Here is a 23,366-nt window from a genome sequence, read left to right as displayed (position 1 = left end):
TTTTCCCGCTTTATACGGGTTGCTATTACACAAAAAACTGAGACATCCAGGCAACATAATATGAACCCGGGATGAAGATAAGTTGTGCAATTACTGTTCCGAACAGTCGGGAGATGACCATCATGATGGAAAGGCCTTTTAACTCTGAATATTTCCCCTTCCCATTCGCCACATCATCCGCCAGAACGGATATCTTCGGGTCAATGAACAAAGTTAGGAGTATGGTTGCAATCCCGTTGATTAACCCTGAGGCCATGGTGGCACTGTGGCCTCTATCAGGCACAATGACTGCTGCATATAATGCTGATAGTACTCCAATCGTGTAAACCGCTGTAATCATCATATTAATGAAAAACAACCTCTTTGGAATGGCGTTGAAATTGATTCCCGTCAAATATCTTCGACCCGGTTTGGCGAAATGATTGATCCCTCTTTTATATAGATCATTTTTAAATCCAACCTTGATTAGTTGAGGAACGGAACCTCCCTGCTCTGAAAGGTGGATTATTCCCCTGGAAAACAAGGCAACAAAGGTAGGTAACAGTACGATTCCTATAATAGTCCCTAAAGTCGAAGCACCAATCAGCACCCTGAATTGTCCTTCTATCACTTCTAATTCTCTGCCTTCAGGCGCAGCATCGATGAGCCCACCTGTAAAAGGCTGCTGCATCATATTAGACATCCGTGAAACAATCACCATCATATTAAATAGGGAAAGGCCTGAAGCGATCAACTTCACCCTTGCACCGGATAACCTGACCGCATAAGCGAGTGTTTCAATGCTATGTATGATTAAAATGAATAGTGCAATCGAAATAACCGGTAACGATATGAATTCCACGATGACAACTCCCTTTTTTATCCAATCCTATTATAGCATTTAAAAAAAGGAACATTTCGTATTTTTGAAATGTTCCTTGAATTCGTTAATTTCTATAAGCCTTATACCAATGATACGGCTGAACTTCTTTCAACGTCTTAAATTGAAGATCACCTTTTGGATGGTAAATACCCACTTTCACGTTCTCTCCCCAATAGAAAAGCCTCTCCTGGCAAATCCCACAAGGCGTAAGAACTTTGTATTCTGAGTTTTCATCATTCCGTACGACACAAATCGAATGAGTCACTTCCGTATCCAGTTTATGTGCCTCCAATATTGCCCCGGTTTCAATGCAAAGTTCTGAGGACGCATTAATGATTTCCGGGGAAACGCTGGTCAGGATTTCACCGCTTTTGGTATGCATGGCCGCGGCACCTCCCCAGCCGGTTGGATATCTTTTTTCTATTAATGCTACTGCTGCTTTGAATAAAAATTGTTCTATATTCATTTGTTGTCCCCCATTATCAATACTATAAATTTAATACTACTGGGGAGCTGTGCAAATTACCAGATGAATCCAGGAGAAAGCTCATGATAATTATGAACACTAAAAGGCCCCAGGTCATGAAATTCAACGACTTGGGGCCACACTCTATTCATTCATCCCTGAACCGCCGGAAAATAAGGAACCACTTCCTCCCCCAGCTCCTGAATGACTTCATCAGCCGGTCGCTGACTGTCAAACAGGGCAAAAAAGAGGTGATTGACTCCGGCCTGCTTGTAGATATTCAATAATTCAATCAGATAGTTCCGGCCGATCCGGAATCCCAGACGGATCGGTCTTGGGATTTCATTCGGATCCTCTGCAAGGTCAAGGTCCAGATGCATCGGCTGGCTGAATGGTTTGAAGACACCTGGATGATACTCCTCTACCAGGCTTCTCCAACGCTGGATCGTCACTTCCTGGTCATGAGGACTGCGTGGATAGTACATCCAGCCATCCCCGTGTTCGGCAAACCACTTCATGTCCTGCTGGGCATATCCTGTGATGAAGGTTGGGATGCGCGTCGTCGGTTTTGGTACAAGATTGGCATCCCGGATATTCCCCCTCGATGACTCTATGTGAGGGAACTCCTTGTACAGAGCTTCTTGCAGATAGTGATAAGCTTCCACGAACTTCTGACCACGGTCCGGATGAGATGCCCCCATTGCGGCAAAGTCTGCCCGGCGATCGCCGGATGATACCCCAAGAAGGACCCTGCCCGGGAACAGTTGATCAATCGTGGCGATTTCCTTTGCCACCCGAAGCGGATGTCGAAGCGGCAGTACCGCGGCAGCCGTTCCGAGGGCAATATCCTTGGTTTGACTGGCAAGGTAGGTCAAGTAAATCATCATGTCATAAATCTGTCCGACAGCAGGATCTCCGAAGTTTGGATCCTCCAGGAGAACATCCCTGAACCACAGGCTGGTGAAACCAAGTTTTTCTGACAGTTGGGCAAGTTCGACCTGTTTTTCCATCGTCGGTGTGTCGAACTGATAATTTTCGAGGGGGATGTGAAGACCCAGCGTCAATTCTCCCTCTTTGTACATACGGTTATACGACTTGTGATGTGCAAATGGATTCATCTCTCCCTCTCCCTTTCTTCATTTGACGGGAGACGGCGAATAGTGCCGCCCCGGTCAAGATCGTAATGACAACACCTTTTTCAATAGCTCGATGTTTCTTGCGTTGATTCGCTCTTTCCTTCCAAACCTGAACCATTCTACCGTCTCCTTTAGGCTGACTTTCGTTCGATGCCTCGCAGCCACGCTGTTAATAGCACAGCTCCTGCTACCATGATGGCTCCGATCCACGGGGTATGAATCAAACCGATTCCATCCACGATGAGTCCTCCTACGAATGAACCGATGGCAATCCCTACGTTGAATGCGGCGATGTTCAGGGCAGATGCGACATTGACTGCTGAAGGGACATATTTCTCAGCCAGGTTTACCACCAGGATCTGCAGTCCCGGCACATTCATGAAGGCGAATAACCCCATTAAGAAGATGGCGATAAGTCCTGCCACTTTGAATGGCGCTGCGAATGTAAGAGCTAACAGAATGATGGCTTGCATAACAAACATCCAGAATAACGCTTTTAACGGATTTTTGTCGGATGCTTTCCCCCCGACCACATTTCCGATGGCAACGGCAATTCCGTATACAAGTAGGATGATACTTACCCATTTCGCACTGAATCCTGTTACGTCTTGTAATAACGGTGTTAAATATGTGAACGCGACGAACGTTCCGCCATACCCAAGGGCTGTGATGGCAAAGGCTAGTAATAATCGACCATTCGTTAAAATTTTCAATTGTTCACTGAACTTGGCTGGTGGTGCTTTTTTCAAGTTCTTCGGCACAAGGATGGAACTGGCAATGATTCCGACAATACCAAGGAGGGCAACTCCCCAGAAGGTTGCTCTCCATCCAAAAGCTTGTCCGATGAATGTTCCAAGTGGTACCCCTGTCACGGTCGCAACCGTCAATCCTGTGAACATGAAGGCAATCGCACTGGCCCGTTTATGAGCAGGCACGAGATCGGCCGCAATCGTCGATCCGATCGAGAAGAAAATCCCGTGTGAAAATGCTGTGATAAAACGGGCAACAAGTAATAATCCAAAGCTAGTGGACATGGCCGCAACCGAGTTTCCGACAATGAATAAGAGCATCAAGGACATAAGCAGCGACTTTCGGCTTATCTTACTGGTCAATGCCGTCAACACCGGTGCTCCGATGGCGACTCCAATGGCATAACCTGAAATCAATAATCCTGCAAGTGTGATCGATATCGATAAATCATCAGCAATCGATGATAATAATCCAACGGGAACAAATTCTGTCGTCCCGATTCCAAAAGCACTGATGGCAAGGGCAAGTAACGCCGGTGTGCCACCTTTCGTTTTTGACTGATCTATAGTAGCTGAAGTTGAACTCATAACGAAACTTCCTCCTTAAAATGTTTGTGATTTGAGAAACGAAGGCGCCTTCCGTTCCTCTGTACACATTATGATAATGGGTACAACTAGTCATGAGAAGTACGCACTTTAAAGTCATGTAGGTACTTTTTTGTAACCTAGGGACTCCTAAGTGCCTATATTCCTTTCAAACCCCTTCTGCGAAATTCGGCAGGTACTGTTTGAAAAGCTAAACTGAATTATGAAGGATCGCTAACTTTTTGGGAAGAACGCACTTTGAAGTGGCATAGGCACCTGGAAGTACCTATGAATGGTAAGCTCTTTCCTAGTCAAATGATGAGGAAGTGGTTACACTAAAAAAGCAATGATGTGATAGAGGAGAGTAGATGATGAAAGCACTTGTATTTGAAACATTCGGTGGACCGGATGTCCTGCATGTTCAGGAGATTGAAGCTCCCGAAATCGGACCGGATGACGTTTTAGTTGAAATGAAGGCAATCGGCCTGAATTTCGCCGATGTATATAGAAGAAAAGGAAATTATCACTTAGCAGGAAACCCGCCATACATATGCGGTTATGAAGGGACTGGGATTGTCAAACGTGCCGGAAGCAATGTCACAGGAATTGAGCCTGGCGACCGCATCGCTTTTGCCGATGTACCTTATGCAAATGCTGAACTTGTGGCCGTACCTAAAGAGAAAGCCATATCTCTTCCAGACGATATTTCGTTTGAAACAGCTGCCTCCCTTCTACTGCAGGGCTTGACGGCCCATTACTTAACGAAAGACAGTTACAGCATAAAAGCAGGCGATACTGTTTTGGTCCATGCTGCAGCAGGCGGGGTCGGACAGCTCCTTGTCCAAATCATCAAGATATTGGGCGGCACCGTCATCGGATTAACGTCTTCGGAAGAAAAAAGGCAGTCCGCACTTGCGGTGGGAGCTGACCACATGTTTTTATACAGTGAAGATTGGAAACAGAACGTACAGAATGTAACAGATGGTAAAGGCGTGGACGTCGCATACGAATCGGTTGGTTCAACGTTGATGGACACGTTCGAATCAACCCGCATCGGAGGGACGGTCGTCTTCTTCGGTATGGCGGGAGGAGATCCTGTTTCTGTTGATCCAAGGATGCTGATGGACACTTCAAAAACCCTGACAGGCGGGGACTTATGGAATGTATTGACGTCCCACGAAGAACGGGTGAACCGCTCACAAGAATTATTCGGATGGATTCAGGAAGGAAAATTGAAGGTGTCTGAACCGACGGTCTTTTCTTTAAGCGAGGGTGCAAAAGCACATGAGTATTTGGAAAGCAGAAAGAGTACCGGAAAGATATTATTAATTCCTTAATGGAATCAATAAAAGACCCAGTCCCTAAACGGGATTGGGTCTTTTATAAATCCTGTGCCAACCGAATCATATCCCTGCACTGGATCCCATTCTCAAAGATTTCTTCAGGATAATGCCTCACGAAAAAGTCCACATCAACCCCAACAATCCTGAATCCACACTTCTGATAAAGGGCCAATTGACCGACGCCGGAGTTACCGGTGCCCACTTCGATGGTTTTGTACCCTCTCTCACTGGCCACCTTCACTGCATCCATGACCAGCTGTTTCCCAATTCCCTGGCCATGCCTCTCTTCTGCCACAGCCACATTCACGAGCTCGATGGTTTCAGGTCTTGTTGGGAGCAGTACATATACTCCTATAATGCGCTGATCATGCTCGGCTACATAGCATTCTCCCCTTGAAGTGTATTCCTTTACAATCTTCTCTGAAGGATCTGCCAAAAGAAGTAGCTCCATTGGAAGTGTTTCATCTGGATTTTGTTTTCTGATAATCATATCTATACCTCCTTAAATATATGGTTGGCACCACAACAGGGGAAGAAAAAATATTCATCTAAGCATAACCCCTTTACTCGCCTAAATTACATAGTATACTAAGTATATATTCTTCATCTTGAAGATAGTGGTTTAAGCTAGGACCCCTTAGTAAATTGAAAAATTCCTTTTTGGGCTTACCTGTTTTGTGGGTAAGCTATTTTTTTGTTGAAAATCATCTAATGGATTAAGGTGGCAACCTTTAAACCAACAAGTGTGGAACCGGGTCAATGAACAGCCTCAAACTCTTGCTCGCTTATTAGAAATTCCGCTGATACTTGTTGCGTCGTATCCTCTGTTTTGTTCACAAGCCCCATCAACCTTAAACCTGTATACTTATCTTGTTTACGATGGTATTGAAAGATATGTTCTTCTTTCTCTATCTTTTTCAAATTCTCTCCCTTGCTGCCAATTTGTTCTTTAATCGAATCGTTTTGTAAATGGGGATAGAGCATGACTTTGACGATATATTCCTTATCTCTTTCAAGACGGTCAGTCGCATATTGGAAATACCCATCTGAATTCGTTGTCACTTTATCTTTACTGATCAGCGTTTGTCCATCTCTCATAAAATGCTCAATCGTGAGTATGGCCCCTTCCGGTAATCCAGTTTCCCCCTTTATGACGATTTGGTTAGGGAAATTGTACACTTTCCCAGATATGTCATAATCACCATCACTCAGTTTGGACGTTGACTGAGCTGAATGTGAAGAGTGCTCAGAATTGATGAAATAAAAGCCTGCAAGTGGGGTGAGAACCAATATAATCATGAGTATTGCTACATTAGGTCCGGCTGATTGGAAGAGTCGTCTTGTCCAGTTCCTTTTATTTGCCTTTCTCCATACCGTTTGGAATTCCACCGCCGATTGTTCATTATCCACTACATGATCAAATAACTTCTTCACCTTATCCTTCTTCATATAATCCCGCCTTCGTTAAGTCAAATTCCCCCTGCAATTCAAGATGTCTTAATTGCTTAAGAGCCGTATTTAACCTGGATTTCGCTGTGCCCAAAGGAATCCCTAGAATCTGGGAACATTCTCTCAACGTGAACTCTGAGTAAAAGTGTAAAACAATGATCTCCTTGCTTTTCCATGAAAGAGAGTGAACGGCCTTCCACAATTCCATCAACTCATTTGATTTCAAGAAGCTCTGTTCTACTGAATTGACCTGATCATTGGCAATGTCATCCGAAAAGAACGAAAAACAGTTGACAATTCTTTGTTTCTTCATGAACGTCTTCGTCACATTCATGGTAATGGTGTAAATCCATGGTTTCATTGGTCTTGAATCGTCGAATCTGTCATAATGGCTGTACAATCGAATGAACGTCTCTTGGGTGATATCATCGGCTAAACTTCTTGATTTCGTTAATAGCAAAGCTGTTCGATACACATAATCCCTATACTTTCTAAAAATCTCTTCTGCTTTTGACTCTTCAATAAACAATGGACAAACTTCACTCCCCTCCACTATTGATATCGCTCGGGATATGAAAGGAATCGAGCAGAATGGTCCTTTGCCCTACACTCCCTTTTACAACTTTATAAATAAAATCGAACATTTGAATGCGGTTAAATTCCCCGTCTTTCACCAAACCCGGAGAACCGTCTCGGATATTTTCACCTTTACGTCCGTATATCTGTTGTATATCGGCAGGTTGTTCTTCTGGATTAAACGTCACAACTAATTTTTGATCCTCTTCCCTCTTATCCCTTGAAAAATTCGCACCGTAAGTATGGTCCCCATTCACTTTTACAATGGTTTCCTCGAGAACGGAATCCGTTTCAATGTCCCTCAACTCTACCTTAATCTCTGAACCTTCTTCTAATGTGCTGATGCCATTAACTGAAACCGTATTGCCGACCGTCTTCACATCCCCTGCAATTTCTCTGTCTTTTTTTGAGGCTGCACAGCCACTAAGAATCAAGGTCAGTAATCCAAGTAACACTAGAACCCTATTATGAATCATCTCTATCCCCCCTTTTTTATCGTTCACTACTATTACCAGCAAACGAACAAAAGGGTTCGATGATCATTCCATTTTTTTCAAAAATAAAGAGCCTCACTCTATGAAAAGGGTGAAGCTCTTAATGAATCTCTTCCATTCCTAATCTTTCTCTCCATCAGAACTCTTAACGAATCTGACCAGAAACACTGTCCCCGTGCAGTTTAGCACAATGCTTGCACTCAGGATGACAGCCCACAGTGGCGTCGGGAGAGGCAGAATAAATGATAAAAGCAAGAAGATAACTCCTCCCAATACAAATAGGATACCTTTAGATACATAGTTCATGATTTTTCCTCCAGAAGTATATTAATCTTAGGTTAATTAACTATTTTCCAAACCCGACCATCTTCCATCGGGATGATCTTGCCCAAAAAGCCAAAAGTTCTATAGATCAGTTGTTCTCCCGTATCATACTCATAATTCCTTTCGTATGAAGAAAAAAATCCAACGTTTCTAAAATGGCCGGACCGTCTCCAGACGGCTTGATTGTCTTTTTCACAGTAATTAACCCCTCCATCTTTTGTACAAACTATGTCATTTTCATCCAACATCCATTGTTCCATTTCTTCACTAGTGGGAGAAGTATAATCCATGACAGCAAATAATAGGATGAATACTATAATTCCTAAAACAACCATTCTCTTTTTTGACAACACCATTCCACCTTTAATCAGCTTACATGTTTTGAATAATCAATTGGATACATCCTTCAGCCGTTGAACTGGATGTATCTACCTTCACGTCATAATTCATCCCTTCATGCACAATCGCAGCCTGTGATAAAGCCATTCCTCCAATACGGTCCCTCCGTTCTTTCTCACGGGCAGCCGCGACGGTCGGATCACAGAATACACCGACCCAGAACACCTGCGTTCCTTCCAGGGCAGTCTCCCATTTTTGACGCCCTTTCACTCCGCTTAAGAAAACATCGTCAATGATGATGCGGGCACCTCTTCGGGCCATTTCTCCGATACCGTGCATCCAGGCAGTCTCCAGTTCTTGAAATTCCGTACCCGGAGTGACCGAGCCGTCTTCATCGAACTTGATACCGCTGTCTTTCTTTAACATCGATTCAGGCATAGATTGGATTAGATCATCGATGCTGAATCGCAGCCATGGATCGGATAAGGCCTTTTGCAGATATTTCGCCAGCGTTGTTTTGCCGGAGCTTGAGCCTCCATTTAGGATGATGATGTTGGTCATGGGTATTCCCCCTTTCAAGTAGCAGAGCCAAAGTCAAATACTCGGTGCAAAAGACTGATCCCTGACCACCACTGTCTCAGGAACGAATTTAATCAGGACATTACTGTTCCCCAAACCTTGAAATCTCGAATCCCATCTTTCTTCATCCGGTCCTAGGTAACGTTCAAGCAATTTCTTACCAATCTTCTGATCAAATGGTTCTACCGTGGCTTTCCCTCTGAACCCTGCATGAAGTACTTTTCCGGTTGTATGGTCGAGATCTACGATACCGATGGCACACGAGGGGTTCTCTTTGATTCTTCCAGGAAAACTGTCTGAAGGAGGCGTCCCAATGATATAAATGTGTTCGTTTTCCCAATAGAACCATACCGGTGATTCTCTTGGACCTTCTTTTGATAAAGTTGAAAGGTGTGCAAATAAAGGTTTCTTTAAAAATTCATCTAGATTAAAGTGTCTTTTACCTGTGATAATGTTCAATACGTTTCATCCTCTCCGCATGGAGCTTCTCATTAAATTGAAACATTTTCCATCGCTGTCCGTAAAGTAGATAAAGGGGGAATCAGCAAATGAAAAAACTGGCTATGAAATTATTCGTTTTAACGACATTGTTGGCATTGGTTGCTGGATGCAGTGCACCTAAGGAAAAGGATGAAAATGTGGAAACCATCCAAACCTTTCTGAAAAGCGAATTCACCGGTCCTGATGATGAACTGAAAGCTGCATTTAAACAAGATGGTGCCTTTCCACCTGAGCTCAAAGAGTATGTAGAAGAGAACTATAAGCCTCTCGTGATGGATTGGGAGGATATGTTGAATGCCAACCACATACTGGTATTTCAAAGAATGGCTTTCGAGAACGGATATCAAATGAAACCAACCAATATTGTTATTCAAAAGGATGAAGAACTTGCTTATGAGTTTGAGGTCAAAGTGGCATACAGCAAGAATGGTGAAACGAACACCGCCACCGTCAAGGCAAGAATGAATCTCAATGAAAAAGGGAAGATTGTAACCATTCGAAATATGGATGATGGTGGATTGTTGGAACAACTCAAACCATGAAGGAAAGACAGTTGACTGGTACTAAAAGGGAACTTCTAACAAAGGAAGTTCCCTTTTACTTGGACAGAAACGTTCATTTCATGGTCTTTCACGCAGAAGGTCCCCCGCCACCACCTGTTTGATTATTCGCATTCGTGGATTGTTGAGAATGCTGAGCCGACTTTTGATAAGCTTCGTCTCTTGAGTCTGGCGCATTCTTTTTGACGCTGTCCCCATAAAACTCCATCTTCCTTGAACCGATGAAAATACGGATAGCAAAATAGCCGATGACGATCCCAAGAAAAATCAAGAAATACATGATAACACCCCCAGTATTTCAGAATTGTCTTATATTTACTGTAACATAAATGGTTTATCCTTTTGGAAGTTCATTATGAGAGATTAGATGTTTCAAAAACTCAATCTTCTCAAAATCCTTATGATTATTCTGGTCTGCCCGGTAGCTGTCTTTAGAGGAAGCTTCGTAAACATGTAAGTACTGCTCCGGATTCAGCAGATAATAATTTACTTCTTCCACTCTATGTATCTCGAGACTTTCTACTTGTACTCCTGCGAATTCCGGCAGCGTGTCGATAATACCGAACTCTACGGATAATCCATCTTTCGAGAATTCATGCTCATGCAAATCGATCAGCACATAGTCCATTGACTCCATGATCTCTACAATCTCATTCCAGTTATGTATGGATGTTTCGGCAGGAACTTCCCATCCCCGCTTATCACCAGGCACGTGGATGTCCAGATCCTGTGCATCCCAGCTCCTGCCTGTGACCTCTTCCAACCCGACCGAACCCATGAGTAGTGGAGTAATGCCTATCCCATTTAGCTCCCGGGCAATTTTAATAAATTCATCAAACTTTTTCATGGGAAAACTCCTCCCGTAGAATACTCATCCGTAACCGATCCACGAACTCCCCTTTTCTCCATCTGTCCTGCCTTAATATGCCTTCTTCCACATATCCCATTTTTCTGTACGACTTGATAGCCTGCTCATTATCGATCTCTACTCTGAGCCAAATCTTATTCAACCCGAGTTCCCCGAATCCCCAATGAAGCATCTCGCCCATGGCAGCTAATCCGTAGCCTTTCCCCCAGTACGTTTTATCCCCGATCGCGATCCCGAGTTCAGCATGCTTATTTAACCGGTCAATATTTTTCAAATCGACCCAGCCGATGTGCTTGCCTTCTCCCGTCATGATCGCTTTCTGTTCGTATCCATTCGATTTGTTGATGCACATGTCAATCCAGGCACGGGTTTCTTCCAGGCTGAATGGAGGATATTTCTCCGGCATGTTCAAGTGTTTGGTCACTTCTTGATCCAGGCACCACTGGTAACGGTCTTCTGCATCATCATGCGTCAGTTCTCTTAATGATACGATTGGCCTTTGAGTCGTGTTCATTATCATTTTCCCCTTCACTCTTGAATGCTTCTGTAATGCTCCAGTATGTTGATTAGAATGGCTTTATTGTATCCCGTTTTCCCATGAATCCTTTCAGCCCATTCTTCCACTGTTGCCAGCTTCTGGTCCTTTATCAAACCTTCTGTTGTACTCAGAAAGCTCTCCCAATTATAGAACTCCCAATGGGCGGTTTCAGATTGATACGGAATTCTGCACTCCAATAGTGGATGATTCTTTATCATATGTTGAGAATGCTCCGCAGCCTTAAGGAAGGTCTCCATCTCGATTCGTTCCGTCTGAAAAGCTTGTTTCGATACTTTCCCATTCGGTCGATGAAAATGGACTTCGATACCGGTTGGATGATCCAAAACCTGCACCATTGCAGCCGGAAAAAATCCATCTAATTTTTCAGTGGTATAATCGGGACTCTTCGTATCTATTAATATCGGATTCAACCACTGATCGCCAAGGTCGCAAAGATACCGATCCCCATGATCATTCAGCGCAATGACAGCCGCATGAGCCTCTTCCGTACCAAGGTCATGACCGACGGGATACGCCTCGACTCCGTCCCTTTTAAACTCATCCAGTAACCAGAGTGCAAGATCGAAACAATTCCCCGACATGCCGAATTGTTCCCGGTGCTCCCGCATGAGAGAGACATCACGCTGTTTCTTCGCACTTCCCTCGTTATAAAACCAGACTTTAGTTAACGTCTCCATTGGGAAATCATTAAACTTGTTCCATGTGTTTAATATGCTATCTGGCGCTATCATGTTCGCACCTCAGATTGTATGTATGGCGTGATATATCTCTTATATTCATCCGTCAGCCCGTCCGGAAGTTCATTCAGTTTGAAAAATTGGACGGCAACCGATTCGGATTCATCCACTTCCATTTTTCCGCTCACGTCCTTCGTGACATAAACAGCCGTAACGGAATAGAGTTCATCCCCATTCGATACCTTGAAATAATAGTCCTGACCGGAGAAGATGTTGACCAGGGTCAGTTCCCCGACCTCAAGACCGGTTTCTTCCTTCACTTCTCTCCTTGCCGTTTCTTCTAAACTTTCACCAAGATCCATCAATCCTCCTGGGAGTCCCCAACCACCGTCCGTCCGGTGCTGAAGCAGGACTTCATGCTGGTCGTTTACGATGATGACGACAGCCCCGGGGAGAATTAAGGGTCTGGTGCCTACAAGTTTTCGCAGATCTTTGACGTAGTTCATTATTTCCCTCCTTATGAATGAATCATGACGAAATAAAAGTTCCATTGACTTAAAAAAACCAGCTTTGCACATGAATTCAACCTGATTCCGAATCATTTAACCTCTTTGTCGAATATCCTTCAGAGCTGCTTTTCCCGACTTCAAATTTCTGATTTTCGAAATGAAATGATTTATTATAAAACCTGCTACTAAATAGACCAGTAAGAATACATCCGGCACTTCTTCCCAGATTAATTCTGTCACAACAAACAATGCGATCGAACCCAGTACGGCTATCAACCACAATCTCAATTGAAATGTTTTCTCTGACATACAATCCAACCTTTTTTAATCTTTTGCTAAAGTGAATGTTTCCTCCTGATTATCCCATCTCACAGTTACCTCAACCTCAGTATCTTCACTCATTTTGGCACTCGTGGGATCGGATTCTCTGCTATCACGGATCACTCCATTCTCTTCAAGGGTCACACCTGTTCTGCCAAATCCGCCAACTTCTTCTACGTCATAGGCAACATTCCCCACAGAATCAATATTCTCCCCTTTATACTTCAGGACAAAATCCTGTTTTTCAAAATCACTGGACTGGTTGACGTTTAGTTCAGCATGCCAGTGATCGGAATCTCCGGAGAAGGAGAAATCTTTGGTGTTGCAGGCTGTTAACAAAAGAACCGTCCCCATTAGCATGATGAATTTTCTTAACATAGGAATACACTCCTAACATGTGATTCTAGATCTCTCTTTTCAAAATGTGTCTACATTTCTTAAAACGAGCTCGACTTACGAATGATCTCCCCATCAGGATTCACACTATATTGAGCAATCGAATTGGAGACCTCATCTTCACCCTTAACCCCATCCTTATAATTGAACGTAATTTCCCATGCCTTGGACGAGCTGCTGAAATTGGTTTCTTTTGAAAGGAGTTCCACATCGTTTAGATTGATTTTTTTAACGGCAGTTTCATTGTGATCCTTTACATCATTTTCAAATTGTTCCATTGCAATGTTCTCCGCTTCCTCGCTGCTGATTCCATCATTCTTTCCGCAGCCGAGCAGGAAAAGAACTACTGAAATACTTATCATGAAAATGAATATTTTTTTCATATGATGTTCCCCCCTGATACAACAGCTTTATTACTCACAATTCCAATTATTCCAGTTTATTGAAAGTAACTCAATGATTAGTTCATAAAAAAGAAGCTTACCTATTGTTTTTGATAAGCTTAGATAATTATAATTTTTTCTCAATGCCGGTCCTAAGCAAAATATCTCTTATCTCCATAATAGAAGACACAATGGCAAACGGAGTATGATCCGTTGGCTTTTCTTCCCCTCTGAAATTGACCCATATTGCTTCCATTCCTGCTTCCATGGGTCCAAGTACATCGTGAGTCCACGAGTCACCTATGAATATCGTCTCTTCGGGTTTTTTCTTGAAAGCTTCTAAAGCAATAGTGTACATTCTAGAATCTGGCTTTCTAAAACCTAATGATTCTGCGTGGAAAATATTATCCTTGCTGAATATATCCCCTAAACCCATATTGAGTATCTTTTGGTGAGGGTCATAAAGTCCGTTTGTAACAATGGCAACTTCATAATGCTGATTTAGTTCATTCATCAAATGTAATACGGATTCATCAATCGATATATAGTTCATACCTGCATTAAGAAAGAGTGATTCAAGCTGATCAATTTCTTCAATGTCTGCTTTGACGTCAAAGAAATCAAGAGCACTCTTCCATCTTTCTCTTTTAAACTCAGAGGTATTTAGTTCCCCACTGACAAGTTTGTCTATTAAATATCTAGGAGGTTGTTTTATGTTCATCAAGAATTGTTTTTCATCCATTCCCTTTGTCAATGGATGTTCCGCAAGAGTCTGAATCAGTCCATCGTCAAACCATGAGGAATTTTCAAGCAGTGTGTCATCCAGGTCAAATAAAAGAAGGCTATACTTTTTCATTGGCTTATCAACCCTTTAGTTTTTTTAGAATTCAAGTTAGGTCTCTGTGTGAGAAACGAGGATTATGGGCGTTGATTACATGAATTCTAAAGATTTCTCTTCATCACAACCTCCCCCCACATCACTTCACCCCTCTACTGATCATAACGAATGCAACCGTTCCATCACCACGGTATCGTAGTAACGTCCGTCCGATAATAATTTGTCTCTTTTCAATACTCCCTCAACCTCAAAACCGTTATTTTTATAAAGCATGATGGCTTTTTTATTGGTTTCAAGTACATTCAAGGTGATCTTCTTAATGTCGTTGTCATCTGCCCAGCGTATGCTCATCTTTAATAGATTTTTCCCGATCCCGTATCCCCAGAATTCCTGTAATACGCAAACACCAAACTCTACCTTATGAGCGGCACGTTTTAAGGATGTCCCCTCACATCTGGAGAAACCGGCAATCCTGTCCTCGACTTCACAAACCAGGAAGAGATTTCTCGGACTCTCTGAATCTTGTTTGATGATCTTTCTGAAGCCCTCTTCGTCTATGTACGCCTCTCCTCTTTCCCTGTCCATGTTTTCCGTCTCTCCGTCTACTTGGAGCCGGACTTCTGAAAGCTGGTGCGCATCTTCTTCTCTTGCTGACCTTATAATATAAGTTAGACTACGAATATGAAATTCTATTGGATGAATAACCATTCCGATTCACTCCTTGAACTTGTGCTCGCTATACTCTGAAACTATTATCCATTAATTTCTAATTCCTAACAACCGTTATCTTCATCACCACATCAAGAAGTAGCACTCGAATACCTCCCCAACCCCTTCCTCCACAAAAATCCTGTAAACTGCGAGATCACAAAGGTCAACAAAAGCAATCCCACCAGTTGAACCAATGAAACCCCATGGAACAGCGCATATGTGGGAACTGCAGCCACTATTCCAACAGGAACCAGGGTGTAAAGAAGCCACTTAATCATCGGTGGATACAGATCAACCGGATACTTCCCCATCGTCCATATACTTGAAAACAGAATGAAGCCGCCACCTGTTCTACCGAGCCAAAATGACAAGATGCCGATCCACATTCTGAAGGAGTAGCTGATGATGAGGGAGCAGGATAACAAAAGGACAAACTGAATGAAATAGAGAAGCACGACCTCATCGAAATGAAAAAAGCCTGCTCCCGTTATGACGGTGAACCCAAGTAGGATGTCAGTGATTGCCCACACATTGCAGTTGCCGAAGCTCGATAGGAACTGGGCATTCTCCGGTAGTAATAGCGTTTCGTCCAAGTGACCGTCGACGACCTTATCTGGTAAAGCTTCAATGTTCCCCATGACAAAAAGGGAAAGGGTACCTGCCACCAATTGATAGACTCCTAGTAGCGTGATGATTTCTACATATGTCCATCCTGCCAGTGAATCTGTAAATTGAAACACAATGCGGAGGCCGAATACTCCGCTTGCAAAATAGAAGAGTGTAGAAACTGCCTGTGTAAGAAAATTGATTCGGTAAGGCAGCTGGGTCATGAGCGACGTTCTAAAGAACAGGAATACTAAAGCCAACTTTTTTCTCATTTTTTCAACCTCCAAGAGCAGAATATCGTTTAATGCCTCTTTTATATACAAAGGTACTGCATAGGACCAGAATGGCGATCCAGCCATACTGCAGGGCAAGGCCGGGAATGATAGAGATGCCACTGGTGCCGGTCAGGACTTCAGCCGGGAAGCCCAACATCCCGTAAAAAGGAAGATAGTATAACCATTCACCGAAACCTCCCTGTATAAGAAAAAGTGGAGCTACTTCCCCTCCGACAAAGAAGTTCGCCACTTCACCTGCGTTGACCAATGATTGAGTTTTTTCTGTCCAGAAGGCAGCGAGTGTCAACAAGTAAAGCCACAGAAAGCGGAGGATGCAGGCGTTGAAGACAGTCAGGATAAAAAGACATACCGTTGTGAAAGACGGTGTACTGTCAGGGCTTAGCCAAACCCAAAGAGCGATGAGCATGGGGATGGAAATCGTATAGGACACCATTTTCACAGCGAGGTTTTCCCCAATGACGACATAAAGCAGGTGATGGGGCTTCAAAAGCAGATTCGTCAATTCACCGTTGTAAATCTGAATGCCCAACATATGGTGTTCATATGAGACCGTCAGCTGTCGCACGATGACAATCGCTAAATAGTAAATCAGGAACTGGCTGGATCCCCAACCTCCAACGACCTGCCCTTTTGCCGTGACCGTTTGCCAAACGAATAACGAAACCAATGGTGTGATCAAATGAGAAAATACGAGCAGGTAGATGAATGACCTCCAGCTAAACACATCCATCGTTTTCCATACCGTATAGCCCTTAAGCAGGCGATAGCCGTTAAGAACAGCGATTCTACTCATTCTTTACACCACCTCAGTTTTATATAGTTGTTGAATCGTTTGATCAAAAGGAGGGTGTTCGACGGTCAAGTCAAGGATGGAATAGTCGGATAGTAAGCGGGCGGTCACGGAAGGAACGTGTTGATTCAAAACGCGAATGGTGTACTTCCCATCCTGTGCTTCTATTACCAACTCAGATAAGTCGGCAGGCAGCACGCTGGATTTTTCAAGGGTAAAGACAATCAATTTAAAGGGAGTCAACTGGTCGACCATGTGATTCATATCTCCATCAAAACGTAATCTCCCTTTATCAATGACCATCACTCTCTTGCACAACTGGGTCACATCCTCCATGTAATGGGAGGTCAACAGAATCGTTGCATTGGTTTCCCGATTATATTCTTTCAAGAAATGCCGAATCCGTTGCTGGGCATCGGAATCAAGACCGATCGTCGGTTCATCCAGAAAAAGGACTTCTGGATTGTACACAAGTGAACAGGCTAGACCACAGCGCATCCTTTCTCCCAAAGAAAGCGTTCTAAGCGGCTTGTTGTAATAAGGCTCTATCTGTAACCAATCGACGATTTTATGTAAATATCCGGTGAATTCCTTATAATTGATATCATAGATAATCCTCTGCATATGAAGTGCGTCCAATGCCGTCAAGTCAGCCGGGGCAAAGAGAGGCTTGCTTCCCCGGATTAAGGCAATCTTCTTCAAATAGTCATGTTGACGTTGATGAGGTTTATACCCAAGAACATTCACTTCTCCTTTCGTTGGATGCAGGATGCCGCTGAGCATTTTCAAGGTGGTGCTCTTTCCCGCTCCATTCGGCCCGATAAACCCCACGATTTCCCCATTTTGAATCTCGAATGAAAGATCCGACACCGCACTTACCTCCTTCTTTTCACGTTTTATAAAACTGGATATGGCCCCTTTGAGTCCTGATTCCCTCACAGGAACCTCATAGATCTTCCCTACATTTTGAACCTGCAGCATAAGTATCTCTCCTTTTATGATGATTGAAAATTTGAAATATTTACCTTATACTTTAATCGTAGCACTCTGTTGCAAGGTTCGAGGGTTTGTCAAAATAGAGGTGGAAGGATCATTGAATCCTCAATAGAAAGTCGGAATGAGACTTTCATGTTTTACGTCAATGTTTCAGGAGGAGTCAGTAAAATTGCGAATTTATAGAGGAATCGAAATCACCAGGCCATTTAATCTAAGTGCAGACATGCTCAGGAAATATGAAACGTGGGGATTCATTCCCAGTGCCCCAAGGGGGAAAAATAATTATCGGCAATACACCGAGATACATAAACGATTTTTTGAAGCTTCACGTCTTATGATGGCTGGTTACTCATGGACAGAAGTAGCGAAAATGATGAGGCTCGTTGTAAACAAAGACCGGGAAGCAGCCATTATGTTAGCGGTGGAGTTTCAGGCAGAACTCGTTAAAAACTATAAAGAAAGCACGTTAGTCTTAGAGCAGTTGCAATCAGCGTTAAGCAGCCAGAAAACCATATCAAACATGCAAGTAGACGGCCACGTTACATACAAAGAAGTGTCAAAGCGATTAGCCCTTCCGATTTCCACATTAAGGGTGTGGGAACAACAAGAGCTATTTGAAGCCAACAGAGGAGAAAATAATTACCGATATTTCAATGGGGCATTACTAAACAAACTATTTATCATAAAACTCCTTCGATTATCCGGTATGGGGTTCGATCAATGCAGAGAGGTACTGAAAGGAATTGAAACGAAAAACTATCGGGAGATCCTTCCCATCCTTCAACGTCGGATCGTGGATATGAGAGATCAAATAAATAAGGGATTGAAGTCATTGGGGGCGTTGAATGAGTTGGTGACTTATTTAGAGGGGATCCATTATTTTAGTGAGTCATCGGAGTAAGGGCTTTTTCAGAAGACAAAAAAACCGGAGATTGGTCTGCAATCTCCAGCTATCCGGTTTCATCGCTGTGACGGCCACGAACCCTGCATCTTCCTCAACTGCATGATTTGCCCCGTATGATAAGCATCATGAAACATGATGTCCAGAAGCTTTTCTTCAAGAGAATCTTTCTCAATTTTCCTCTCAGTTGTTTTACTGAGAGCTTCTCTTAAACCCCGATGAGCCGTCTCCACACGTGCAACGACTCCTCTCCATGCCGCATCATCATTTACCTGCTCGGTCAGGTAGAAGGTATCATTGCCGTCAAGAGGATTCGTCCATTCACGGCCTTCCAATTTGGCCGTCAATCTTTCTTTATAGTAAATCAGATGATTCACATTTTCCCAAATGGTTTTGGTCGCTTCTCCATCCGGTCTCCAACAGGCATGAACTGCCGTGAGCCCTTCGATTGCAGGTTTGAAAGGGGCATACCAGCTTTCCTGGTCGTAGGTTGTGTCGAGCATTCTTAAGAGCAAGGTTTTTCGGTTCATTTTTGTTCCTCCTACTAATTTATCTTTCTACTTAATATTTCATCATAAATTGGATAACTCCTTGTTCAAACTAATAACAGGTAATTCTTTTCAAAGCCCTGCTTTAACAGGATTGGTTGAAAGTACACTGCCTTTCTGCTTAAAATGCGAAATCGTTGTTAACGCACAGAGCAAAGCAGAGATTAGGGCAATGATAATGATGAGCGTTGTTCCAATGACTTGATATTCCACTCCATATACCTCACTCAACAACCCTGCAAGCAAGATTGTTACAATTAGCCATGGGCTCTAGAATAAAAAGGTATATTTTTTTCACAAAGAAAAAACAAATAAAAAGGCGCATATCCTTAATCATGATATGCGCCGATCAACTTATTCTGCTTTCTTAAATGTACCCAACAATCTTTTCATTTCACTTGCGGATACTTCATGGGTGACGATTTCAATCACATAGTCACCCGTTTCTCCCTTAACATGAACGTCCTCCGTGCCTTCCACATTGAAAATGCTCCATTGAACCCCATTCATTTTTGTCGATTCAATTTCTTCGCCTAATGGTCTATCGAAGTCTCCTGTTTTTCTGAGATAGGTGTCCTTTGGATAGATCCTTGTGAAAAGCAGACGGGAACCAGATCCGAATTCATTTTCAGGCTTGTCATAACTGTAGACAACAAAGGCTTGAAGATCTTCATGATACTTTTCTATACTGGCAGAAAAAGGAGTGATCTTTGGATCGTCCAACTCATAGAACAATGGCATGGTATCCCTTTGAATGGCCAGCACTTCTTCTACGTCACTCAATTTTGTATCAGCATGCTCAATGACTTCTAGTTCTTTTTCTCTCTCATCCATTGGAGGAAGGTCAGGCATTCTTCTTTTTTGAAATCCGTCAAGATCAGGCTCGAACTCATTTTCATGGAATGTTTTATTAATCTCCAAGCTTGTGGGATGTAAATAACTGACCAGCTCACCCGTTTCACTATATACCTCGCTTTTCACGATTATCCCAGTATCTTTATCCACCCATATCCTAAAATCCTTTTCATCCGGCTGCATGATATTGACCAGGCTTTCATCAAGAGTTCCTGCGATGACCAGCGTATTATGTTCCAGTAGTTTCTCATTTTGTTTTTCTATTGACCATTCATTTTCATTTCTTAGGTATTTTGCGATAAATTCGTAATTGTAAAGGGATGCGAATGCTGCCATGTTAGGCGGAGTTTCCCTGTACATTTCCCTATACTCGTATTCATAAATATCTTTGGGGTCCATATTAAAGATATCCTCTGCTTTAACGATCTTCCTTTTCTTTTCACGTATATTCTCATCTTTCAAATAATCATTTAACTCCAAGTTAAGACGCCATACATTTTCCTTGTTATAATATGTTTTATCTATCGTCTCCTTCGATTGTGGATTATTCGGGTCGGGATGACTAGTGATCTTCTCATACCCACCTATGACCCCCTTATTACTCATCTTATACTCAACTGTAGACTTGCTAATAGATCCATCATGGTACAGATTATATCTTTCGAATTCACCAGATGCCGTCTCAAAGTAATCAACAGAATTAAATAATTTATGGAGAACATCTTCTTTCGTCATATCCTCATAATTCTCTTTCGTATGTGGATGCGTAATGGACTTTGGTTTCTGATTATCTTTCAACTCTTTTTTCTCACTAGAATGGTTCTCTTCTTGAGTTAACCCTAAATGATTTAGAACAAAATAGCTTGAGAATCCAATAAAAAGTAAAGTGAAACCAAAACTTAATATCACTCCTAAACCAAATCGCTTCTTTTCTCTACTCGGCTCACGATTACTCTTAAAGTGGTTTCTTACAACCGCTTTGTTTCTCTCCCTGAAATCTAAATCTCTCAGTACCCGTTCATCCAATTCTTCTTTCAATTGATCCAACATATCACTCATTTCCCTCCCCTCCTTTAAGCTTCTTCCGTAACATGTTTCTTCCCCTATGTAATCTGGATTTGATTGTTTGGCTGCTGACCCCTAACAAATCTTCAATCTCCTTATACGTAAATTCTTCATAGTAAAACAGAATCATGATTTCACGATATTTGATGGGCAGTCCCAATACACTTTGGGATAATTCTGTTTTTTCTTCTAGATTAAGTAACTTGCTCTCTGGGGTATGATTTGTGATGCTTCTTGAAGAAAAGAAATCACTAAACACAAGATTCCTAAAGCTCCAGCTTTTCAACCGATCCTTACACAGATTTACCGTTATGGAGTAAATCCATGTTTGATAGGATGATTCTTGACGAAACGTATCAAACTTTTGATAACACTTTATAAACACTTCCTGTGCCACATCCTCGGCGAGTTGCTCCTGTTTTAAATAGGTATAAGCAAGTCGCACAACCTTCTTTCCGTACTCATCCATTAACCATTCAACCGTCTCTTCTCTGCTCATTTCATTTTGCTCCATATACAACTTCTTATCTCCTATCATCATGTACTCCCTTTCAACCTTTAGACGACGCCCAAATTGAATGGTTGCAAATATTGTAAAAAAATCCTTTTATGCTTTTATTTTCATATTAGCATTGAAGTCAATGATTCTATTTAAGCCCCTCTACATAAATGGATCGATTCAAGAAAATAGTAAGAACACGAACATAAAAGGAGACTTAACAATGAGAATAGCCATCCTGCTAACCTTCATCCTTGTATTTATTTTTCCATCAGCTCCCTCCGCATCTTTACATAATCAAGTTAAAGCCGCCTTTATCAGGGATGGAAACTTATGGACATTATTAGATGGCAAGGAAACACAAATAACGAATTCAGCAAACGTCCACTTCAAACCCAAATGGTCAAAAGACGGAACGTTGATTGCCTATCAAATGGAAACATCTACCGATGGACAGTCGGAGCTTTGGACCTATAATCTTTACAATCAAAGTAAGAAAAGAATTTCGGATAACGGCCATGTACCGGAATGGGCTCCCCATAAGAACCATCTAGCCTATATAAACAACGGTATTTTAGATATTTCAGACCTCAACCGATTCTACAACATCGCTACCGGGGTCAGTGATTACACGTGGATTCCAAATGGCAGTGGGTTTCTTCTGTCTTCATCGGGAACCCTCAATCCGGACGGATGGTCAAGCGCGTCTTTGTTCATTAAGAAAGTCAGTGATAACTATGAGGACATCGTTCTATTTGGAGGGGTGAAGCCATTCTTCACACTCCCACGGAAAATCGGTACAAATGATCAAAACAAACTGATTGCGGTCTATGCCGAGCAGCTTACCTATTCACCGAGCGGCAAGTGGATTTCTTTCGTTGTTTCTCCAACCGCTTCGTGGTCCATGGACAGCAATATGGTGTGTGTCATTGATAAAGACGGGAAAAATTTCGAGGTGTTGGACGAGATGATTTTGTATGTCGGCCAGCCAAAATGGTCACCTACAACAGATACGTTAGCTTACATAGCAGGTGGCGGGAGAATCGTATTCGGTTTTAAAAATAAGGACCTTAAGGTAAAGGAAATGCCGGTTTCAGGAACGTATACACCTGCACATTACGCTGATCTTGATTTTGACTGGATGACCGATAAGACGCTTGTGGTTTCGAGACTTAAGGAACAGGCATGGACAAACGATTTCAGCAAACACCCACTGCCAGCTCTATACACTCTGAATATAAATTCTAATAAACAGAATAAGATAACGAGTCCACCAGAAGGATTCGGTGATTATGCCCCTCAGTACATCTCATCTATTGGAAAACTCGTTTGGTTAAGGGGGACATCCCTGACTGATTTGAAAAGGGATCTTTGGATCGGGAATCCGGATGGGACTGAAGCTGGGGAATGGATTCGGGATGTTGAGGAGGTTGTTTTCTACACAGGTTGATTCAAACATCTTGCGCGGGATGTGCTTTCGTTTAAAGAAAATTCGACATCCCGGCATGCTTATCTGAAATCTCGCATGATAATTTTTAATCCCGCATGAAAAAGCCAGATCTCGCTCGATTATCTTTCATTTGGC

At 42.6% G+C, this 23,366-nt stretch carries 33 protein-coding genes; 4 read left to right on the top strand and 29 right to left on the bottom strand.

What is annotated here, in order from left to right; genetic code table 11:
* Positions 1–25 precede the first annotated feature (25 nt).
* The 5 genes from KYJ26_RS07795 to KYJ26_RS07775 all read right to left on the bottom strand — a co-directional run bounded on the left by KYJ26_RS07795 (position 26) and on the right by KYJ26_RS07775 (position 3,801).
* The gene (locus KYJ26_RS07795) at positions 26–841 is read right to left on the bottom strand and encodes a lipid II flippase Amj family protein (protein WP_219166715.1); all 816 of its coding nucleotides are present in this window, start codon (positions 839–841) and stop codon (positions 26–28) included.
* Between the two features lie 85 nt (positions 842–926).
* Positions 927–1,328 (bottom strand): cytidine deaminase, encoded by a 402-nt coding sequence (locus KYJ26_RS07790; protein WP_219166714.1) that lies wholly within the window; start codon positions 1,326–1,328, stop codon positions 927–929.
* Positions 1,329–1,480: 152 nt separating this feature from the next.
* Positions 1,481–2,446: an LLM class oxidoreductase gene (locus KYJ26_RS07785; RefSeq protein WP_219166713.1), complete on the bottom strand. Its 966-nt coding sequence runs from the start codon at positions 2,444–2,446 to the stop codon at positions 1,481–1,483.
* Positions 2,415–2,582 (bottom strand): hypothetical protein, encoded by a 168-nt coding sequence (locus KYJ26_RS07780; RefSeq protein WP_219166712.1) that lies wholly within the window; start codon positions 2,580–2,582, stop codon positions 2,415–2,417. Before KYJ26_RS07780 ends, KYJ26_RS07785 begins: the two co-directional genes overlap by 32 nt.
* A gap of 13 nt (positions 2,583–2,595) precedes the next feature.
* Positions 2,596–3,801: an MFS transporter gene (locus tag KYJ26_RS07775; RefSeq protein WP_219166711.1), complete on the bottom strand. Its 1,206-nt coding sequence runs from the start codon at positions 3,799–3,801 to the stop codon at positions 2,596–2,598.
* Between the two features lie 368 nt (positions 3,802–4,169).
* Between KYJ26_RS07775 and KYJ26_RS07770 the strand changes: the two genes are divergently transcribed.
* A complete protein-coding gene (locus KYJ26_RS07770; RefSeq protein ID WP_219166913.1) occupies positions 4,170–5,135 on the top strand; it encodes a quinone oxidoreductase family protein in 966 nt (321 codons plus the stop codon).
* A 43-nt stretch (positions 5,136–5,178) separates the two neighbouring features.
* On the opposite strand, the gene KYJ26_RS07765 is transcribed toward KYJ26_RS07770, so the two are convergent.
* From KYJ26_RS07765 to KYJ26_RS07730, 8 genes are all read right to left on the bottom strand, one after another.
* Entirely contained in the window at positions 5,179–5,631 is a 453-nt protein-coding gene (locus KYJ26_RS07765; protein WP_219166710.1) for a GNAT family N-acetyltransferase, read from the bottom strand.
* Positions 5,632–5,897: 266 nt separating this feature from the next.
* Positions 5,898–6,590 carry a hypothetical protein gene (locus KYJ26_RS07760; RefSeq protein WP_219166709.1) on the bottom strand — a complete coding sequence of 231 codons (693 nt, stop codon included), beginning with the start codon at positions 6,588–6,590 and terminating at the stop codon, positions 5,898–5,900.
* Positions 6,577–7,119 carry a sigma-70 family RNA polymerase sigma factor gene (locus tag KYJ26_RS07755; protein ID WP_219166708.1) on the bottom strand — a complete coding sequence of 181 codons (543 nt, stop codon included), beginning with the start codon at positions 7,117–7,119 and terminating at the stop codon, positions 6,577–6,579. The genes KYJ26_RS07760 and KYJ26_RS07755 overlap by 14 nt, the downstream gene beginning before the upstream one ends.
* 10 nt (positions 7,120–7,129) lie before the next feature.
* A complete protein-coding gene (locus KYJ26_RS07750; protein WP_219166707.1) occupies positions 7,130–7,642 on the bottom strand; it encodes a hypothetical protein in 513 nt (170 codons plus the stop codon).
* A gap of 138 nt (positions 7,643–7,780) precedes the next feature.
* Positions 7,781–7,966 carry a hypothetical protein gene (locus tag KYJ26_RS07745; protein ID WP_219166706.1) on the bottom strand — a complete coding sequence of 62 codons (186 nt, stop codon included), beginning with the start codon at positions 7,964–7,966 and terminating at the stop codon, positions 7,781–7,783.
* Positions 7,967–7,998: 32 nt separating this feature from the next.
* Positions 7,999–8,334: a hypothetical protein gene (locus tag KYJ26_RS07740; RefSeq protein ID WP_219166705.1), complete on the bottom strand. Its 336-nt coding sequence runs from the start codon at positions 8,332–8,334 to the stop codon at positions 7,999–8,001.
* 22 nt (positions 8,335–8,356) lie between these two features.
* Positions 8,357–8,884, bottom strand: coding sequence for a chloramphenicol phosphotransferase CPT family protein (locus KYJ26_RS07735; protein ID WP_219166704.1), 528 nt, complete (start codon positions 8,882–8,884; stop codon positions 8,357–8,359).
* A 33-nt stretch (positions 8,885–8,917) separates the two neighbouring features.
* The gene (locus KYJ26_RS07730) at positions 8,918–9,361 is read right to left on the bottom strand and encodes a pyridoxamine 5'-phosphate oxidase family protein (RefSeq protein WP_219166703.1); all 444 of its coding nucleotides are present in this window, start codon (positions 9,359–9,361) and stop codon (positions 8,918–8,920) included.
* Positions 9,362–9,450: 89 nt separating this feature from the next.
* Here KYJ26_RS07730 and KYJ26_RS07725 point away from each other — a divergent pair, with 89 nt between their 5' ends.
* Positions 9,451–9,945, top strand: coding sequence for a hypothetical protein (locus KYJ26_RS07725; protein WP_219166702.1), 495 nt, complete (start codon positions 9,451–9,453; stop codon positions 9,943–9,945).
* An 88-nt stretch (positions 9,946–10,033) separates the two neighbouring features.
* On the opposite strand, the gene KYJ26_RS07720 is transcribed toward KYJ26_RS07725, so the two are convergent.
* From KYJ26_RS07720 to KYJ26_RS07660, 13 genes are all read right to left on the bottom strand, one after another.
* Positions 10,034–10,243, bottom strand: coding sequence for a hypothetical protein (locus KYJ26_RS07720; RefSeq protein WP_219166701.1), 210 nt, complete (start codon positions 10,241–10,243; stop codon positions 10,034–10,036).
* 54 nt (positions 10,244–10,297) lie between these two features.
* Entirely contained in the window at positions 10,298–10,810 is a 513-nt protein-coding gene (locus KYJ26_RS07715; protein WP_219166700.1) for a phosphoribosylanthranilate isomerase, read from the bottom strand.
* Positions 10,797–11,345: a GNAT family N-acetyltransferase gene (locus KYJ26_RS07710; protein WP_219166699.1), complete on the bottom strand. Its 549-nt coding sequence runs from the start codon at positions 11,343–11,345 to the stop codon at positions 10,797–10,799. The genes KYJ26_RS07715 and KYJ26_RS07710 overlap by 14 nt, the downstream gene beginning before the upstream one ends.
* A 14-nt stretch (positions 11,346–11,359) precedes the next feature.
* On the bottom strand, positions 11,360–12,121 hold the full coding sequence (locus KYJ26_RS07705; RefSeq protein ID WP_219166698.1) for a hypothetical protein: 762 nt from the start codon (positions 12,119–12,121) through the stop codon (positions 11,360–11,362).
* Positions 12,118–12,573: an NUDIX hydrolase gene (locus KYJ26_RS07700; RefSeq protein ID WP_219166697.1), complete on the bottom strand. Its 456-nt coding sequence runs from the start codon at positions 12,571–12,573 to the stop codon at positions 12,118–12,120. The genes KYJ26_RS07705 and KYJ26_RS07700 overlap by 4 nt, the downstream gene beginning before the upstream one ends.
* Positions 12,574–12,669: 96 nt before the next feature.
* Positions 12,670–12,885 carry a hypothetical protein gene (locus tag KYJ26_RS07695; protein WP_219166696.1) on the bottom strand — a complete coding sequence of 72 codons (216 nt, stop codon included), beginning with the start codon at positions 12,883–12,885 and terminating at the stop codon, positions 12,670–12,672.
* Between the two features lie 15 nt (positions 12,886–12,900).
* Positions 12,901–13,275, bottom strand: coding sequence for a hypothetical protein (locus KYJ26_RS07690; RefSeq protein ID WP_219166695.1), 375 nt, complete (start codon positions 13,273–13,275; stop codon positions 12,901–12,903).
* 59 nt (positions 13,276–13,334) lie between these two features.
* Positions 13,335–13,676 carry a hypothetical protein gene (locus tag KYJ26_RS07685; RefSeq protein WP_219166694.1) on the bottom strand — a complete coding sequence of 114 codons (342 nt, stop codon included), beginning with the start codon at positions 13,674–13,676 and terminating at the stop codon, positions 13,335–13,337.
* A 127-nt stretch (positions 13,677–13,803) separates the two neighbouring features.
* Entirely contained in the window at positions 13,804–14,532 is a 729-nt protein-coding gene (locus KYJ26_RS07680) for an HAD family hydrolase (RefSeq protein WP_219166693.1), read from the bottom strand.
* Positions 14,533–14,673: 141 nt separating this feature from the next.
* Positions 14,674–15,222, bottom strand: a complete 549-nt coding sequence (locus tag KYJ26_RS07675; RefSeq protein ID WP_219166692.1) for a GNAT family N-acetyltransferase — start codon at positions 15,220–15,222, stop codon at positions 14,674–14,676.
* A 92-nt stretch (positions 15,223–15,314) separates the two neighbouring features.
* A complete protein-coding gene (locus KYJ26_RS07670) occupies positions 15,315–16,103 on the bottom strand; it encodes an ABC transporter permease (RefSeq protein ID WP_219166691.1) in 789 nt (262 codons plus the stop codon).
* A gap of 4 nt (positions 16,104–16,107) precedes the next feature.
* Complete coding sequence (locus KYJ26_RS07665; RefSeq protein ID WP_219166690.1) at positions 16,108–16,920, bottom strand: ABC transporter permease; 813 nt, start codon at positions 16,918–16,920, stop codon at positions 16,108–16,110.
* Between the two features lie 3 nt (positions 16,921–16,923).
* The gene (locus KYJ26_RS07660; RefSeq protein ID WP_219166689.1) at positions 16,924–17,898 is read right to left on the bottom strand and encodes an ABC transporter ATP-binding protein; all 975 of its coding nucleotides are present in this window, start codon (positions 17,896–17,898) and stop codon (positions 16,924–16,926) included.
* 184 nt (positions 17,899–18,082) lie between these two features.
* Between KYJ26_RS07660 and KYJ26_RS07655 the strand changes: the two genes are divergently transcribed.
* Complete coding sequence (locus tag KYJ26_RS07655; protein WP_219166688.1) at positions 18,083–18,814, top strand: MerR family DNA-binding transcriptional regulator; 732 nt, start codon at positions 18,083–18,085, stop codon at positions 18,812–18,814.
* A gap of 59 nt (positions 18,815–18,873) precedes the next feature.
* On the opposite strand, the gene KYJ26_RS07650 is transcribed toward KYJ26_RS07655, so the two are convergent.
* The 3 genes from KYJ26_RS07650 to KYJ26_RS07640 form a co-directional block, all read right to left on the bottom strand.
* Entirely contained in the window at positions 18,874–19,344 is a 471-nt protein-coding gene (locus KYJ26_RS07650; RefSeq protein ID WP_219166687.1) for a DinB family protein, read from the bottom strand.
* 372 nt (positions 19,345–19,716) lie between these two features.
* A complete protein-coding gene (locus KYJ26_RS07645; protein ID WP_219166686.1) occupies positions 19,717–21,276 on the bottom strand; it encodes a LolA-like protein in 1,560 nt (519 codons plus the stop codon).
* Positions 21,269–21,796, bottom strand: coding sequence for a sigma-70 family RNA polymerase sigma factor (locus KYJ26_RS07640; protein WP_257474943.1), 528 nt, complete (start codon positions 21,794–21,796; stop codon positions 21,269–21,271). The genes KYJ26_RS07645 and KYJ26_RS07640 overlap by 8 nt, the downstream gene beginning before the upstream one ends.
* Positions 21,797–22,004: 208 nt before the next feature.
* Here KYJ26_RS07640 and KYJ26_RS07635 point away from each other — a divergent pair, with 208 nt between their 5' ends.
* Positions 22,005–23,231, top strand: coding sequence for a TolB family protein (locus KYJ26_RS07635; protein WP_219166685.1), 1,227 nt, complete (start codon positions 22,005–22,007; stop codon positions 23,229–23,231).
* Positions 23,232–23,366 lie beyond the last annotated feature (135 nt).

It is taken from the genome of Rossellomorea orangium (assembly GCF_019334305.1).
Taxonomy (GTDB): domain Bacteria; phylum Bacillota; class Bacilli; order Bacillales; family Bacillaceae_B; genus Rossellomorea.
This window is presented reverse-complemented; position numbering and strand designations above follow the sequence as displayed.